This is a genomic window from Gulosibacter sp., from assembly GCF_052090685.1.
Classification (GTDB): Bacteria; Actinomycetota; Actinomycetes; order Actinomycetales; family Microbacteriaceae; genus Gulosibacter.
This window is the reverse complement of sequence record NZ_JBQDBE010000029.1, coordinates 1-13,819: the sequence shown is the minus strand read 5'-3', so window position 1 is coordinate 13,819 and position 13,819 is coordinate 1. Positions and strand designations below refer to the sequence as shown.

General features: G+C 61.5%; 14 protein-coding genes. 3 read left to right on the top strand and 11 right to left on the bottom strand.

Annotation, left to right across the window (positions count from 1 at the left end):
- Window positions 1-70 precede the first annotated feature (70 nt).
- Window positions 71-1,306: an acyl-CoA dehydrogenase family protein gene (locus tag ACTHXA_RS14250; protein ID WP_441673523.1), complete on the top strand. Its 1,236-nt coding sequence runs from the start codon at window positions 71-73 to the stop codon at window positions 1,304-1,306.
- A gap of 122 nt (window positions 1,307-1,428) precedes the next feature.
- Here ACTHXA_RS14250 and ACTHXA_RS14245 read toward each other — a convergent pair whose 3' ends face one another.
- The gene (locus ACTHXA_RS14245) at window positions 1,429-1,914 is read right to left on the bottom strand and encodes a hypothetical protein (protein WP_441673521.1); all 486 of its coding nucleotides are present in this window, start codon (window positions 1,912-1,914) and stop codon (window positions 1,429-1,431) included.
- 156 nt (window positions 1,915-2,070) lie between these two features.
- Between ACTHXA_RS14245 and ACTHXA_RS14240 the strand changes: the two genes are divergently transcribed.
- Together ACTHXA_RS14240 and ACTHXA_RS14235 are read left to right on the top strand one after the other, a co-directional pair.
- The gene (locus ACTHXA_RS14240; RefSeq protein ID WP_441673519.1) at window positions 2,071-3,243 is read left to right on the top strand and encodes a sensor histidine kinase; all 1,173 of its coding nucleotides are present in this window, start codon (window positions 2,071-2,073) and stop codon (window positions 3,241-3,243) included.
- Window positions 3,240-3,842 (top strand): response regulator transcription factor, encoded by a 603-nt coding sequence (locus ACTHXA_RS14235; protein ID WP_441673517.1) that lies wholly within the window; start codon window positions 3,240-3,242, stop codon window positions 3,840-3,842. The genes ACTHXA_RS14240 and ACTHXA_RS14235 overlap by 4 nt, the downstream gene beginning before the upstream one ends.
- A 6-nt stretch (window positions 3,843-3,848) precedes the next feature.
- Here ACTHXA_RS14235 and ACTHXA_RS14230 read toward each other — a convergent pair whose 3' ends face one another.
- From ACTHXA_RS14230 to ACTHXA_RS14185, 10 genes are all read right to left on the bottom strand, one after another.
- Entirely contained in the window at window positions 3,849-4,991 is a 1,143-nt protein-coding gene (locus ACTHXA_RS14230) for a mannitol-1-phosphate 5-dehydrogenase (protein ID WP_441673515.1), read from the bottom strand.
- A complete protein-coding gene (locus tag ACTHXA_RS14225) occupies window positions 4,988-5,422 on the bottom strand; it encodes a PTS sugar transporter subunit IIA (RefSeq protein ID WP_441673513.1) in 435 nt (144 codons plus the stop codon). Before ACTHXA_RS14225 ends, ACTHXA_RS14230 begins: the two co-directional genes overlap by 4 nt.
- A gap of 35 nt (window positions 5,423-5,457) precedes the next feature.
- The gene (locus tag ACTHXA_RS14220; RefSeq protein WP_441673511.1) at window positions 5,458-7,068 is read right to left on the bottom strand and encodes a PTS mannitol transporter subunit IICB; all 1,611 of its coding nucleotides are present in this window, start codon (window positions 7,066-7,068) and stop codon (window positions 5,458-5,460) included.
- 123 nt (window positions 7,069-7,191) lie between these two features.
- A complete protein-coding gene (gene glmM, locus ACTHXA_RS14215; RefSeq protein ID WP_441673509.1) occupies window positions 7,192-8,559 on the bottom strand; it encodes a phosphoglucosamine mutase in 1,368 nt (455 codons plus the stop codon).
- Window positions 8,560-8,573: 14 nt separating this feature from the next.
- Window positions 8,574-9,062 (bottom strand): 30S ribosomal protein S9, encoded by a 489-nt coding sequence (rpsI, locus tag ACTHXA_RS14210; protein ID WP_441673508.1) that lies wholly within the window; start codon window positions 9,060-9,062, stop codon window positions 8,574-8,576.
- 26 nt (window positions 9,063-9,088) lie between these two features.
- A complete protein-coding gene (gene rplM / locus ACTHXA_RS14205) occupies window positions 9,089-9,532 on the bottom strand; it encodes a 50S ribosomal protein L13 (RefSeq protein ID WP_441673506.1) in 444 nt (147 codons plus the stop codon).
- A 287-nt stretch (window positions 9,533-9,819) separates the two neighbouring features.
- A complete protein-coding gene (truA, locus tag ACTHXA_RS14200; protein WP_441673504.1) occupies window positions 9,820-10,707 on the bottom strand; it encodes a tRNA pseudouridine(38-40) synthase TruA in 888 nt (295 codons plus the stop codon).
- A 507-nt stretch (window positions 10,708-11,214) separates the two neighbouring features.
- Window positions 11,215-12,582 (bottom strand): cysteine desulfurase family protein, encoded by a 1,368-nt coding sequence (locus tag ACTHXA_RS14195; RefSeq protein WP_441673502.1) that lies wholly within the window; start codon window positions 12,580-12,582, stop codon window positions 11,215-11,217.
- A 12-nt stretch (window positions 12,583-12,594) separates the two neighbouring features.
- Window positions 12,595-13,446 (bottom strand): carboxylating nicotinate-nucleotide diphosphorylase, encoded by an 852-nt coding sequence (gene nadC / locus ACTHXA_RS14190; protein ID WP_441673500.1) that lies wholly within the window; start codon window positions 13,444-13,446, stop codon window positions 12,595-12,597.
- Between the two features lie 88 nt (window positions 13,447-13,534).
- The gene (locus ACTHXA_RS14185) at window positions 13,535-13,705 is read right to left on the bottom strand and encodes a hypothetical protein (RefSeq protein ID WP_441673548.1); all 171 of its coding nucleotides are present in this window, start codon (window positions 13,703-13,705) and stop codon (window positions 13,535-13,537) included.
- Window positions 13,706-13,819: the final 114 nt, after the last annotated feature.

Below are 13,819 nucleotides of genomic sequence, written 5' to 3'. Positions count from 1 at the left end.
GCGGTGATCATCACCGCAGCAGCTGCCCGTATTCGCGTGCGCTGTTTATCAAGTCGCAAAGGAGCAACTCGTGGGCATTTCTTTTGATCTCAGTCCGGAACAGAACCAACTAAAATCCGGCGCTCGACAGTTCGCACAAGAGGTCCTCACCCCGCTGATGGAAAAGGTGCGTCAAGAACACGACCCGAAAACGCGGTCACTCTTGCTCAAGCCCGCGGTCGAACAGGCCGTCGCCGCCGACATGCTCCGAGGACTCATCCCGCAACCTTTCGGCGGCACGGCGACAAGCGGCGCCGATGCGGCGATCTTCATCGAAGAGATTGCGGCCGAATCACCTGATTTTTTCATTACCCTCGCGGGGCCGTTAATTGCTCTGGCTCCTGTCTACGAAGCGGGCACGCCCGAACAGATCGAACGTTTTGTAGCACCCTTCCTAGCCACCACCGGTGCGCCAGTTGCCGCGATGGCCTTCAGCGAGCCCGAAGGCAGCGCAAATTTCGGTGCCGAACTTCCCGCACCGGGTGTGCTGACCACTGCGGTTCCGGACGGTGACGAGTGGGTGATCAATGGTCGGAAGGCATGGTCGTCGCTCCTGCCAGGTTGGGACGGCAATGGCCCCGACGTTATGACCCTTGTGTGCCGCACGCCCGGCGGTGTCTCGCTCATTGTCGCCGAACGAGAACAGCTGGCAGGGCATATCGAGGTTGAGGAATACTACGATCTTCCCGGGCTCAAAGGATGCATGACCTGTCGCGTCACGCTCACCGACGTTCGGGTGCCGCGGTCGAACCTCATCGGCAGGGAAGGCGACGGCGTGCGGTTGACTCTCAATGCATTCATGGCCAGCGGTGCCTCTATCGGTTCTTTCGCGACAGCGGCAGCACGCAAGGCATGGGAAGTCGCGTTTGACTTTGCACGTACCGAGCACCGTGGTGGCCCGAACCCGATCATCGACTACCAGGCTGTGTCGGATGTATTGGCAGACACCAAGGGCCAGATCGAGGCAATGCGACTGCTTTCTTGGCGGGCCCTCGACGCCGTGATCGCGCAGCATCCAGCCGGTGGCGAACTCGCGCTGCATGCCAAGATATTTGGATCCGAAACCGGCCTCAAGGTAGTGAACGACCTCATCAAGGTGGTCGGTGTTTCGGCCTATGACGAGGGCTTCCCACTCGTGCACCACCTCAATGACGCGCTTGCCTACCCGATCATCGAGGGAAGCAACGTCGGTGTTCGCCGTCGCCAACTCCACGACCTGATGGCCTCCGAGGGCTTCGACCCACTTACAGCCTCCGGTCTCGGCTGAAGTTCGACGGCCTTCCCGCCTGATGATCCCTGCGGCCCCGTCTTACAACTACCAAGCTGAAGTTGAGGGTCGAGACCTTCCCTAAGGCCTAGACCCTCAAATTCAGGATTGTCCATTCATGGCTAGCCGAATGCCATCAGCCCGCCGAGTGCGAGTGCCGCGAACAGCACACCCCACAGGACGATCGACAATAGTTGCCAGCCGATTACGCCATTGCGCTTCGCGCCGAGGGACACCATCGTGCCGGCAACGATCTGGCTCGGCAAGATTGCCTGACCGGCAAGGCTCACGACCGGCACACCAAACCGATCGAGCATCCGCGCAAGTCGCTGCTGCCGGGGTGAGCGTTCCACCGGCTCACGCTTCGCCATTGCCCGCTCGCGGACGGCGCTCGCACCAAACACCATCAACAGCATTGTGGTGACATTGCCTGCTACGGCCGCACCGACTGCGAGTGGTACGGGCAACCCCGCAAGCACTCCCACCGCCGAGCCGAAATAGGACTCGACGAAGGGAATCGCACTAATCAAGGCAATCCCCAGAAACTGCACGACCACCGGAAGGCCCTCAACGAATGACTGCAGGCCCGGAATAAGTTCGCTGAACATTGGGAATCCTTTCGTGATGGAAATCGCAGGTATTGCGACGTTGATACCAAGAATTCCGGATTCGCCGCGGCCGCTGTAGAGCAGTAATGACCCCACTTTTCGGGGTCAAAGTCACACGCGAGTAGTGACAATTGTCAGTACCGTACACTCGGCAACATGGCCACCGCAGACACCAAGAAACCCGGCAAAGGCGTGGTCGCGAGCTGGCTCTACACGCTCACGAGCTTTGTGTTGATGTTCGGAATCTGTGCGCTCGCGATTCTCACGCACAGCTACGCCATCGGTCTCGACGCGTGGGTCAATGTTGCCATCATCGCGGTACTAATCGGGCTGTTATTCGGCATCGGTTTGCTCCGCAACGGACTCCACAGCGGCCCCGAAGGCCCCGTGATTCAAAAAGCCGGGCTTGGGATCGCGATTGCGGTGTCGCTCGTGCTCGCGGGCTACGCGTTCTTCGTGCGACCAGATTTCTCCACGGGAACGCTGCCGCTCCTGACGAGCCTCGCGCTGCTCGCGTGTATATTGCCCAAGCGCTGGTCCTACACTCTCATTGCTGCTGCCAACGCCGTCACGTTACTGCACGTCGCGGTGTCGAGTCCGGCCGAAAGCGTCTGGGTGATCTTTTTCGCCGTCTTCATCACATTCACGCTGTATATCTCGACATGGGCATGGGATATCGTCCGAAAACTCGATGACGCACGAAGAACCGAAGCCGATCTCGCAAAGACGCAAGAGCGGCTGCGATTCGCATCCGAACTGCACGATGTGCAGGGCCACACCCTGCAAGTGCTCGCGTTGAAGACCGAACTTGCCGAACGACTGCTTGATTCGGATCTCGAAGCAGCGCGTGAGCAGCTCGTCGATGCACGAACACTCGCGGCGGATGCGCTCGCCCAGACTCGTTCGATCGCCCGGGGCTACCAGCAAGTCACCCTCGAGCAGGAGCTCGATAACGTGGTTGATGTGTTGAGTGCCGCGGGCACGGAATGCACGCTGAACATTCACGAAACTCCACAGACCGATCAGGCGAACGCGCTTGTGGGACGGTTCGTTCGTGAGGCGACAACCAATCTGCTCCGCCACGCACCGAATGCGAGCCGCGCATCCCTCGAACTCACCAGCGAAGATCGTCACTTTCTCGTGCGCATGACGAACGACGGCGCGGTCCCGGTTGGTGCTGATGGCGACGCTACCGAAACTGCACTGCACCGGACACCATCCGGCAGCGGCGTCAGCGGTCTGCGCGCCGCATTCCGCGAAGCGGGCGGCGAGGTCACTGAAGGCATCGAAGACGGAGAATTCACCCTGACCGGAAAGCTGCCGCAATGATTCGAGTACTCTTCGCCGATGATGAGGACCTCATCCGCACCGCACTGACGGCGCTGCTCAATCTCGAAGAGGACATCGAGGTCGTCGCATCCTGCGATAACGGCACGGAGGCGGTCACGCTCGCAAACGAGTTGCAGCCGGATGTGTGTCTGCTCGATTTGGAAATGCCCGGTTTGGATGGGGTCGAAGCGGCCGAACGGATCCTGAGGTCGGTCCCCACCAAGGTCATTATCGTGACACGGCATGCGCGGCCCGGCGTGCTTCGTCGCGCGCTCGAGACGAAGGTGTCCGGATTCACCCCGAAGTCGGTGTCGGCGCAAGCGCTCGCACAGATTATCCGCAGTGTTGCCGAGGGTGGTCGCTGGGTTGACCCGGAGATCGCGGCAAGTGCGCTCGTCGGTGAACGCTCGCCGCTGACACCGCGCGAAGCCGATGTGTTAAGAGTCGGCCGCACCGCAGCCACGGTGACCGAAATTGCGAGCGCGCTGCAGTTATCGCCCGGCACGGTGCGCAATTATCTGTCACAGGCCATGACAAAACTCGACGCGCGCACCCGCCAAGAAGCAAGTGCGCGCGCCTGGGAACAGGGGTGGATCTAGTTGTGGCTAGGCTCGCTCGTCCTTCACTTCGAGAACCTGCGCAATGAGTTCCTCATACAGCGGTTGATCCTCCTCGATGTCAAACACTCGCTCGAGGATGCTCTCGGCAGTGGTTGATCGTAGGAGCTCCTGCAGCTCGGCTGACTGCGGATCAGCCTCCACATTGAAGCGCAGCCCCGCGCCAATCGCCCGGACCAAGGCCTCGTGCGGGAGCCTCCGCTCGGCGAGCTCATATGCGGGCTGCACGAAGCGGTCGTGGCGGCCGAGCTTCCGGATCGGTTGCCTACCGATACGCAAGGGGGTATCTGGCAGATCCGGGTTTTCGAATCGCTGAATAGTCCGATCTACGTACGCTTGATGCTCTTCCGGCGAGAACCCGTATTTCGCGATGAGTAGCGCACTCGTTTCGTCGAGCACCGCATCCACCTCGGCGCGCACTTGCGGGTTCGCGAGTGCCGACGCGATCGACCGCTCCCCCTTCAGGTGCCCCCAGTATGCGGCCGTGGCGTGCCCGGTATTGACGGTGAAGAGTTTGCGTTCGATATACGGTGCGAGATCCTCGACGAAGTGCGCTACCGCGAGCTCCGGTTCATTACCCTCAAAGGGGGCGCGCTCGATCGCCCACTCCGAAAAGTCCTCGACCACAACATCCACACCCTCAGCATCCACGGCCGGGATAATGCGATCCACCGCCGTGTTTGCAAAAATGACGCGATCGGCAAGGTCGGGAGCTTCGGCGAGCACGAGCTCCGCCAAGATATCGGTGGCGTTGATCGCGTTTTCGCAGGCCATCACCACCGCTTTGGGAGCGTCGAGCGAACGAGCAGCGAGGCCCTTCGCGATTACGGGCGCGATGAACTTGAGCACCCCCACACCGACCGCACAGGTGATGATCTCGGCGGCAGCGACTGCCGAGATCGCTTCCGTCTCATGCTCGGCCGAGTTGACTGCTTCGAATCGATCCACGGTGTGCACGCGTGCTTCCGCACCCACCTCGTGCACCCGATAGCTGCCAGCGTTATTCAACTGATCGACCAGGAGGCCATTGACGTCGGAGAACACCACGTCGTAGCCCGACTCGTGGAGCACCAGCCCGATGAATCCGCGGCCAATATTGCCCGCGCCAAAGTGAACTGCGGTGCGGGTCATTCTTCGTTCACCGACCCGAGGAGCTCGTAGACGGCGGCCGCATCCGGAGCGGCAAGGAGTTTCTCCACCTCATCCTCTTCCGAGAAGATCAGCGCAATTTTCGAGAGGATCTCGAGGTGGCCGCCGTCCTTACCCGCAATGCCCACCACGAAACGCACTTCATTGCCGCCCCAGTCGATCGGCTGTGCGGTGCGAATGAACACGAGTGCCGAGTCCAACACTTCATCTTTGGCTTCGTTCGTACCGTGCGGAATGGCGAGGAAGTTGCCCATATAGGTGGACAGATTCTTCTCCCGCGCGAACATTGCGTCCACGTAGGAATCAGTAACCGCTCCGGCTGCGACGAGAGCGCGACCAGCCTCGCGAATCGCCTCATCCTTTTCGGTAATGGGGCTGTCAACGATGACGCGGTCTTGGGTGAGTACGGGCATTCGAAACTCCTTGTCGCTTTCGTTATTCGCTGTTGTTATTCGCCCTCGCCACTTCGTTGTTCGCGGATGCGCTCCACGACTTCGTCGTAGCGGGGTGAATTCATGAAGTTATCAACAGAAACATGGATTGCGTCTGGGTTTTTCTGTTGAGCTCTTGTGGTGAGTTCCTTCTGCGTGATCACGAGGTCCGCGGAGGTGTCCAGGTTCGCGATCGCGAGGTTGGTCACTTCAATCCCCTCGAACCCAGCCTTCTTAATCTTGTTGCGCATCACGCTCGCACCCATCGCACTGGACCCCATCCCAGCATCACAGGCAAACACGATTTTTCGGATCTCCGGGGCGTCTTCCGTGGCGGTTGAGGTGCCAGCGGCGGGTTCATCGACGGGATCGGTTGAGGCATGCTTGCCGCCACCACCGGAAGCTGCTGCGCCTGCGGTCGAAGTTGCGGCTAGGCCCGACAGTGCATCGGATTTCTTACCCTTATTAGCCTCGGTTTTCGCAATCGCCTGAGCCAGTGCATCCTCATTTTCGAGGTCGCGCTTGCGCGAGGCACGCAGGATGACCGCGGCTACCAGGAACGTGACCGTGGCGGAAAGGATGACGGACAGGATGACACCGAGATAGCTGTCACTTGCGGTCTGCGCGATAATCGCGATGATGCTACCCGGTGAAGCCGGTGCCCGGAGACCCGCGTCGAAGAGCATATTCGTCGTGACACCGGTCGCACCACCGAGGATCACCGCGAGCAGTAGCGCCGGCTTCATGAGCACGTATGGGAAGTAGATCTCGTGAATACCACCGAAGAAGTGAATGATCGCCGCACCCGGCGCCGTGGCGCGAGCTGCACCCACACCGAAGAAGGTGAAGGCGAGCAGGATGCCGAGGCCGGGACCGGGGTTCGCTTCCAGCAAGAAGAGGATGGATTTACCATCGGTGGCTGCCATCTGCGTGCCAAGCGGCGTGAGCACACCGTGGTTGATTGCGTTATTGAGGAAGAACACCTTCGCTGGCTCAATGACGAGGCTCACCAGCGGTAGCACGCCGGTTTCGATGAGCCACCCGACCGCGGTGCTGAGCACATCCATGATCCAGTTCACGACGCGAGCGATCACGTAGAAGCCCACGAGTGCCATGAGGAAGCCGACGATACCGGCGGAGAACATGTTCACGAGCATTTCGAAGCCCGCGCGAATCTTGTTCTCCCAGAGCTTGTCGAGCTGTTTCATGACCCACGCCGACAGCGGTCCCATGATCATCGCACCGATGAACATGTGCACTTCGCCGAGCTCGGAAGCCCCTTCGGGGAGTGTCGCGTTGAACTGCGCGATGAGGTAGTCCGAGCCGACAATGGCACCCATCGTCGCGATTGACGCGACCACGGCACCACGGGCGTCATAGACCATCCGGCCACCGGTACTCGCAATGATCAGCGGCAGCAGATAGTGGATGGTTGGGCCCACGAGGGTTGCGAGACCCTCGTTCGGGGTCCAGCCGTCCGGGATAAAGAATGCGGTGATAATTCCCCAGGCGATGAGCGCGGGGATGTTCGGCATGATCATCCCCGAGAGGAATGTGCCAAATTTCTGAATAGCGACGCGAGCACCACTCTTTGTGGGCTCTTGGGCAGTCGCGGCGGTGTCAGTCAACGGAGCCTCCTAGATCAGGACATTCATCGGCCTGAAGGTCTAGTTAGAGTACCCTTTGACGCTCCTTTAATGTGACAAACCGTCCACAATGACATCACATTGTGAACGGTATGCCTACAAACATTAAAGTGCGAGTTGCTTACTTACAACTTTTGCCAATCGTTCGGCACAATCCTGCGCACGCTCTTGCGTCTCGGCTTCCACCATGACGCGAACCACCGGTTCGGTACCGGATGGGCGAAGCAGCACGCGGCCGGACTCACCGAGTTCTGCGGTCATTGCGGTCACGGCCGCCTGCACGCCTTCATCGCTGTCGCAGTCGTTCTTGCGAACGTCGCGGACGTTGATGAGTACCTGCGGGTACACCTTCATGACCTGCTTGAGCTCGGCCAGCGGTTTGCCGGTCGCGGCGACCACGGTCGCGAGCGAGAGGCCGGTGAGGAGGCCGTCACCGGTGGTTGCGTAGCGCGTGATGATCACGTGCCCCGACTGCTCGCCACCGAGCGCGTAACCGTTCTTGTTGAGTTCGGCGAGCACGTAGCGGTCGCCGACCTTGGTTTCCAGCAGCTTGATGCCGTGCTCCTTCATCGCCAGACGAAGGCCAAGGTTCGACATTACGGTTGCGACGAGGGTGTCATTGGTCAGCATCCCTCGACGACGCAGCGACAGAGCGAGGATCGCCATAATCTGGTCGCCGTCGACAACGTCACCATTTGCATCCACCGCGAGGCAGCGGTCAGCATCACCGTCGTGGGCGATGCCCATGTCGGCGCCGAGGCCGACGACGGTTTCCTGGAGTCGCTCGAGGTGCGTAGAGCCAACCCCGTCATTGATGTTCATGCCATCTGGCTCATTACCGATGACGGTGACTTCAGCGCCGGCGTCTTTGAACACCTGCGGGGATACGCCCGCAGCGGCGCCGTTCGCGGCGTCGATGACGACGTGGAGTCCGCCCAGTGGTGGCCGGCCGTCTTCGTGAATCACCGGCAGCGAACCGAGCAGGTGCAGTGCGTAGCGATCTTCCGCATCCGCGAATCGATCGATGTGCCCCACTTCGCCCGCGAGAGGGCGCGGTGGTTCGACCTCGAGCTGCGCTTCGATTTCGGCTTCGAGCTCGTCGGCAAGTTTGAGGCCACCGCGAGCAAAGAATTTGATCCCGTTATCGGGTGCGGGGTTGTGTGACGCTGAGATCATGACGCCGAAGTCGGCGTCGGTGTCAGCGGTCAAGAAAGCTGCCGCGGGCGTTGGAATAACGCCAGCGTCGAACACATCCACCCCGGAGGATGCGAGCCCGGCCGCGACCGCCGCAGACAGGAATTCTCCAGAAATGCGGGGGTCACGGGCGAGTACCGCGACGGGCCGGCGGTTGTGCTCACGCGCTTCACGCGCGAGCACAACCGCAGCAGCCTGGGCGAGAGATGTTGCGAGCTCAACTGTAAGCAGTTCGTTCGCAAGTCCTCGCACACCGTCGGTGCCAAATAGGCGAGCCATATTTTCGATGCGCCCTAGCGCTTCGAGAACTGCGACGCCTTGCGGGCCTTCTTCAGACCGGCCTTCTTACGTTCCTTGACTCGTGGGTCACGGGTCAAGAAGCCAGCCTTCTTGAGGCCTGGGCGGTTGTTCTCGCGGTCAACCTCGTTGAGCGCACGAGCGACGCCGAGACGAAGCGCGCCGGCCTGGCCCGAGGGGCCGCCACCGCGGATCGTTGCGACAACGTCGTATGCGTTCGAGAGTTCGAGCAGTGTGAACGGGTCGTTGATGAGCTGCTGGTGCAGCTTGTTGGGGAAGTACTCCTCGAATTCACGGCCGTTGACCGTGAACTTTCCGGTGCCGGGAACGATGCGCACGCGGGCAATTGCCTGCTTGCGGCGTCCTACGGCGCCACCCGACACGTTGAGTGCGGGGCGTGGAGTCGAAACCTCAGCCTGCTCGGCAGGGGTTTCGGTGCTGTAGTTGGTGGGCTGCTCCTCGATGGAGTCTGCGATGGTCGCCACTTGTTCGTCCTTCGTCATTCCTGCCGCTACTGGGCAACCTGGTCAAAGATGTATGGCTTCGGCTGCTGCGCCGCGTGCGGGTGCTCTGGACCCGCGTACACCTTGAGCTTCTTGAGCATGTCACGGCCGAGGCTGTTCTTCGGAAGCATGCCACGGATCGCCTTTTCAACGGCGCGCTCGGGACGCTTCTCGAGGAGCTCTTCATAGCTCTCGGAGCGCAGACCACCCGGGTAACCCGAGTGACGGTAGGCCATCTTCTTCTGGAGCTTCGCACCAGTGAGCGCGACCTTGTCGGCGTTCACGATGATGACAAAGTCTCCGGTGTCTACGTGCGGTGCAAAGATCGCCTTGTGCTTGCCACGCAGGAGCGTGGCGGCGTGCGTTGCGAGTCGCCCGAGAATCACGTCATTGGCGTCAATGACGTGCCACTCGCGGGTTACTTCACCCGACTTCGGAGTGTAGGTACGCATAGTTATGCATTCTTTCGGTCGAAGGGATTGGTCGTGAGTCCCGCTCTATTGCGATAGTTTCGGTGTGTGCTGGCTTGCGCCTGCCCGGGAACGTCGCGGTCGAGGGTCCACTTCGATGCCCCTGATCAATCACAGGGCAACCTCGATAGTCTACGTCGCGTCCGGTCGGCGGTCAATGGCAGCCTCCAATCAGGATGCTCAGGGCAGCTTTCTAGCGAATCTGGCGCCGGTGGGCTCTGCAGGCTTCGAACGCACCCTGCTATTTGCCTGGCCGCCATTGCACCCGTCTATTCAACTAGCCGAAGGCGCGGTGGCGCAGTCCGCTTGGCTCGCGTCTGCACCTGGCGCGCCGCAAGTTCGTCTTCCTGTGGATATCCCACAGCGGTGAGTGTCAGCCCTTTCGCTGGCAACACCGTAAATTCATTCGACCGTCCCCGCAATTCCAGCAGCTGCGGAACCCGCGAAAGACTGAGCTTCCCCTGCCCCACCGCCGCGCACATACCGACCAGTGACCGCACCATGGAGTGACAAAATGCATCCGCTCGAACCTGCGCGATAAACACGCCCTGTTCATCCCGGGACCAATGAAATTCTTGCAGTGTCCGGATCGTGGTCGAATACGCGCGCGGTTTGCAGAATCCCGCAAAATCGTGGAGGCCAATGAGGGTCTGGGCTGCGGCGTTCATGAGGTCGAGATCGAGTTCTCGGCGGATGATCGTGGTGCGATGACGTTCGAGCGGGTTCGGAGCGATTGTGCTGTCTGCCACGCGATATTCGTAGGAGCGCCAGATCGCAGAAAATCGTGCATCGAATCCATCCGGAGCTTCGGTTACCCGGGTGACCACCACATCCGAATCTTGCCCGAGCACTCCGGTGAGCCGACGAAGGAGTGCGTCCGACGGGTTGTCGTCACGGTTGCCGCGTGCGGTCGCATCCCAGAGATCTGTCGGCAGATCAAAGTGCGCGACCTGTTCGGTAGCGTGCACCCCGGCGTCCGTGCGTCCGGCAACCGTGAGAATAGGACCGGTCTCGGGAAGTTCCCGATAAATGATGCGGAGTGCATCTTCGAGTGTCCCCTGCACTGTTCGCAGCTCTGGTTGCGATGCCCACCCGCTGAATGCAGTGCCGTCGTAGGCAATATCGAGCCGGATGCGCACAGCGGCAGTCTTATCCATGTGTCTATCTTGCCTCCTGCGGACTCCAAATTCCGCACGGAGGCTCGCGACTCTGAGATTCGCGGCAAGCATGCTCTGAGAGTGGCGGCCGCGTCGCGCGACTCGCAGCGCGGCCGTCGCCTCGCGCTACCCGCAGCGTGGCGGTCGCGCTTCTGCCGCCTCCTCTCTCCGCAGAGTGGTCGTCGCGCTCCTCGCCGCCTTTCCTCTCCGCAGAGTGGTCACTGCTTGGGGCTAAAACCGCGAATAGCACCAACGGATGACCACTCTGCAAAACGGCCTCCCGCAGAGTGGTCAACGCTTGGGGTTATTTCGACGAACAACACCAAGGAGTGACCACTCTATTTTCGGCGGACCCGCTAAGGTGAAACTCCCTCCCGCAGACTGGTCAATGCTCGGGGTTAAATTCGCAAATAACACCAGGAAGTGACCACTCTGCAGAAAGCGGGAGTTGAGCACTCTGCGGGAAAGCGAGGAGTGCTCACTTTACGGAAGGGCGAGGAGTCGGCGTCAGCGGTCAAGTGTTGACACAGCGCGCACGGCTGCTTCGACCTCCGCTGCGACGTCGGCAAAACCCTCGCGATCGTGCGGCAGCGTGAACCGAACCGAGGTCTGAGCGACCTCAGGGTTGAGGCCGATGGCAGTGAGCACGTGCGAAGGCTCGTCGCTGCCGGCGGCGCAGGCCGAACCGGATGACGCGATCACGCCTCGGCGAGCGAGTTCGAGCAGCACCGCTTCGCCGCTCGTTCCCGGGAACACAAAGCTCGCCAGGTTGGGAAGGCGGCCCATCCGATCCCCCGCCCAAGCTGGCGGGCTCGGGATGGTTCCGGTGCTTGGATGCTCGGGCACGTTGCCGGAAACCGGGCTTGGATGCTCGGGCCCGCGACCGGAAACCGGGCTTGGATCCGGGGTGAGATTGGCGCTGGGAATGACACTGGGTTCTGGTCCGGTCAATCGCGCGCTCGGGATGCGTCGCCGCACTTCCGCAATAAAGTGGTTGAGCGACTCGGCCGCGTGCGGCGCGACCTCGCCACGCTCCGCCTCGGCACCTTCGAGGGCGACCGCGAGCGCCACCGCCCCGGCAACGTGTTCGGTGCCACTGCGTCGGCCGCGTTCTTGTCCCCCGCCGTGCAACAGCGGTTCGAGTGGGATTCGGCCGCGAATTACGGCAACACCAATCCCCCGTGGAGCGCCGACCTTGTGACCCGCGAGCGTCAGTGAATCCACACCGAGTTCGCCAACCGAAAGCGGTAGCCAGCCCGCTGCTTGCACGGCATCAGTGTGCAACCAAGCCCGGCCTGGAAACGACCGCGGACGGTTCAACGACTTGATCATCGCCGCAATCTCTGCAAGTGGCTGCACCGTGCCGATCTCATTGTTGGCGAGGCTGATCGACACGACCGCGGTATCCTCGCGGATCGCATCGGCGACCTCCTCAGGATCGACCCGGCCCACCGCATCCACACTGAGATACGTGGCCTCGTAACCGTGCCGGCGCACCAGGAAATCAACCGAATCGAGCACGGAGTCGTGCTCGATTGGCGTTGTGATGAGGTGCCGCGCGGCCGGGTTTCCGAGGGCGATGCCCTTGAGTGCGAGGTTGTTCGCCTCGGTGCCACCCGAGGTGAAAGTCACGTCGCCAGGCCTGGCTCCGAGGATGCGCGCGACTCTTGCCCGAGCATCCTCAAGCACTGCTTTTGCCCGCTCGCCGACCTCGTGGTGGCTCGAGGGGTTGCCAAAGACCGTCGCGTAACAGTGCATCATCGCGCTGAGTGACTCGGGGCGCACCGGAGTGGTCGCGGCATTGTCGAGGTAGCGCAGGCCTCCCGTATCTGCTGCGGAGGAAGGTGCGTGAGAGGGTGTCATGGGAATGGTCATGGAAGATTCCCGCTAGGCGATTCGCATGTCGAGGCCGAGATCGAGCGCGCGTGCTGAATGCGTCAGTGCACCGACCGAAATGACGTCGACGCCGGTTTCGGCGATCTCACGGACGGTTTCGAGAGTCACTCCGCCGCTTGCTTCCACCACTGCGCGTCCGGCGATCTTCTCGATACCTGCGCGAAGATCATCGAGATTGAAGTTGTCGAGCATGATCGAGTCGACATTCGCGGCGAGCACCGCGTCGAGTTGGTCGAGGCGGTCGACTTCGACCTCGATGTGCGTCGTGTGCGGCACGGTGTCTCGGATGCGCCGGAGCGCGCTCGTGAGGTCGATCCCGCTTGCGAGGAGCACCGCGAGGTGGTTGTCCTTCGCCATGACGGCATCCGACAGGTTACGGCGGTGATTGTGCCCGCCACCGCTGCTCACCGCGTGGCGCTCGAGCGCGCGAAGTCCGGGCGTCGTCTTGCGCGTGTCGACGATGCGCGCGCTCGTGTCGGAGACCTCGGCAACATACTTCGACGTGAGGGTCGCAATGCCGCACATACGCTGCACGAAGTTCAGCGCGATCCGCTCTCCGGTGAGGACTCCGCGGGCCGGTCCGGTGACCGTCGCGATCCGATCGCCGGGCTCGAATCTCTCACCATCGGCCAGATCCAACGACGTCGCAATCCGCGCATCCACCTGCTTGAAGCTCGCGTCGAACACCGCGCCGCCGCTGAAGACTCCGAGCTCGCGAGCGATCAGCTCGGCGGTCGCGGTCGCGTCCTCCGGGATAAGGCTCATCGCGGTGAGGTCGCCCCACGGCGCGTCTTCTTCAAGCGCGATCGTGACGGCGCGAGTAATTTCTTGTGGGATCAGCATTGGTGTCCTAGCGGGGTTGGCCGGTTGCGTGGCCGGTGGATGACCGGTTGCGGGTGAGGATAGATACGGGCGGGGATGGATGCGGGGGTTAGCGATTCGCGAAAGCTGAGGCTGAGGCTGAGGCTGAGGCTGAGGCTGAGGCTGAGACTACGGCTACGGCTCTGCCTGCATCCGCAGCAAAGTCCGCGCGGTAGTGAACGCCGATGGATTCTGTGCGGCGTGCTGCCGCGCGAGTGACGAGGCCCGCAAGCTCGAGCAGGTGCTGATCTTCGGTGTCGCGAGGTTGCGGTTGCCGGAGCCACTGCGCAATTTGTACTGCCCTGTTGCCTCATGTCAATACCTCCGGGAAGGTTGATTCGTTGCCTCAAGTAGA

Excerpts from the sequence above, each read along its gene's own strand:
- ACTHXA_RS14245 (WP_441673521.1), bottom strand. The coding sequence starts at position 1,914 with ATGTTCAGCGAACTTATTCCGGGCCTGCAGTCATTCGTTGAGGGCCTT.
- ACTHXA_RS14240 (WP_441673519.1), top strand. The coding sequence starts at position 2,071 with ATGGCCACCGCAGACACCAAGAAACCCGGCAAAGGCGTGGTCGCGAGC.
- ACTHXA_RS14235 (WP_441673517.1), top strand. The coding sequence starts at position 3,240 with ATGATTCGAGTACTCTTCGCCGATGATGAGGACCTCATCCGCACCGCA.
- ACTHXA_RS14230 (WP_441673515.1), bottom strand. The coding sequence starts at position 4,991 with ATGACCCGCACCGCAGTTCACTTTGGCGCGGGCAATATTGGCCGCGGA.
- ACTHXA_RS14225 (WP_441673513.1), bottom strand. The coding sequence starts at position 5,422 with ATGCCCGTACTCACCCAAGACCGCGTCATCGTTGACAGCCCCATTACC.
- glmM (WP_441673509.1), bottom strand. The coding sequence starts at position 8,559 with ATGGCTCGCCTATTTGGCACCGACGGTGTGCGAGGACTTGCGAACGAA.
- rplM (WP_441673506.1), bottom strand. The coding sequence starts at position 9,532 with ATGCGTACCTACACTCCGAAGTCGGGTGAAGTAACCCGCGAGTGGCAC.
- truA (WP_441673504.1), bottom strand. The coding sequence starts at position 10,707 with ATGGATAAGACTGCCGCTGTGCGCATCCGGCTCGATATTGCCTACGAC.
- ACTHXA_RS14195 (WP_441673502.1), bottom strand. The coding sequence starts at position 12,582 with ATGACCATTCCCATGACACCCTCTCACGCACCTTCCTCCGCAGCAGAT.
- nadC (WP_441673500.1), bottom strand. The coding sequence starts at position 13,446 with ATGCTGATCCCACAAGAAATTACTCGCGCCGTCACGATCGCGCTTGAA.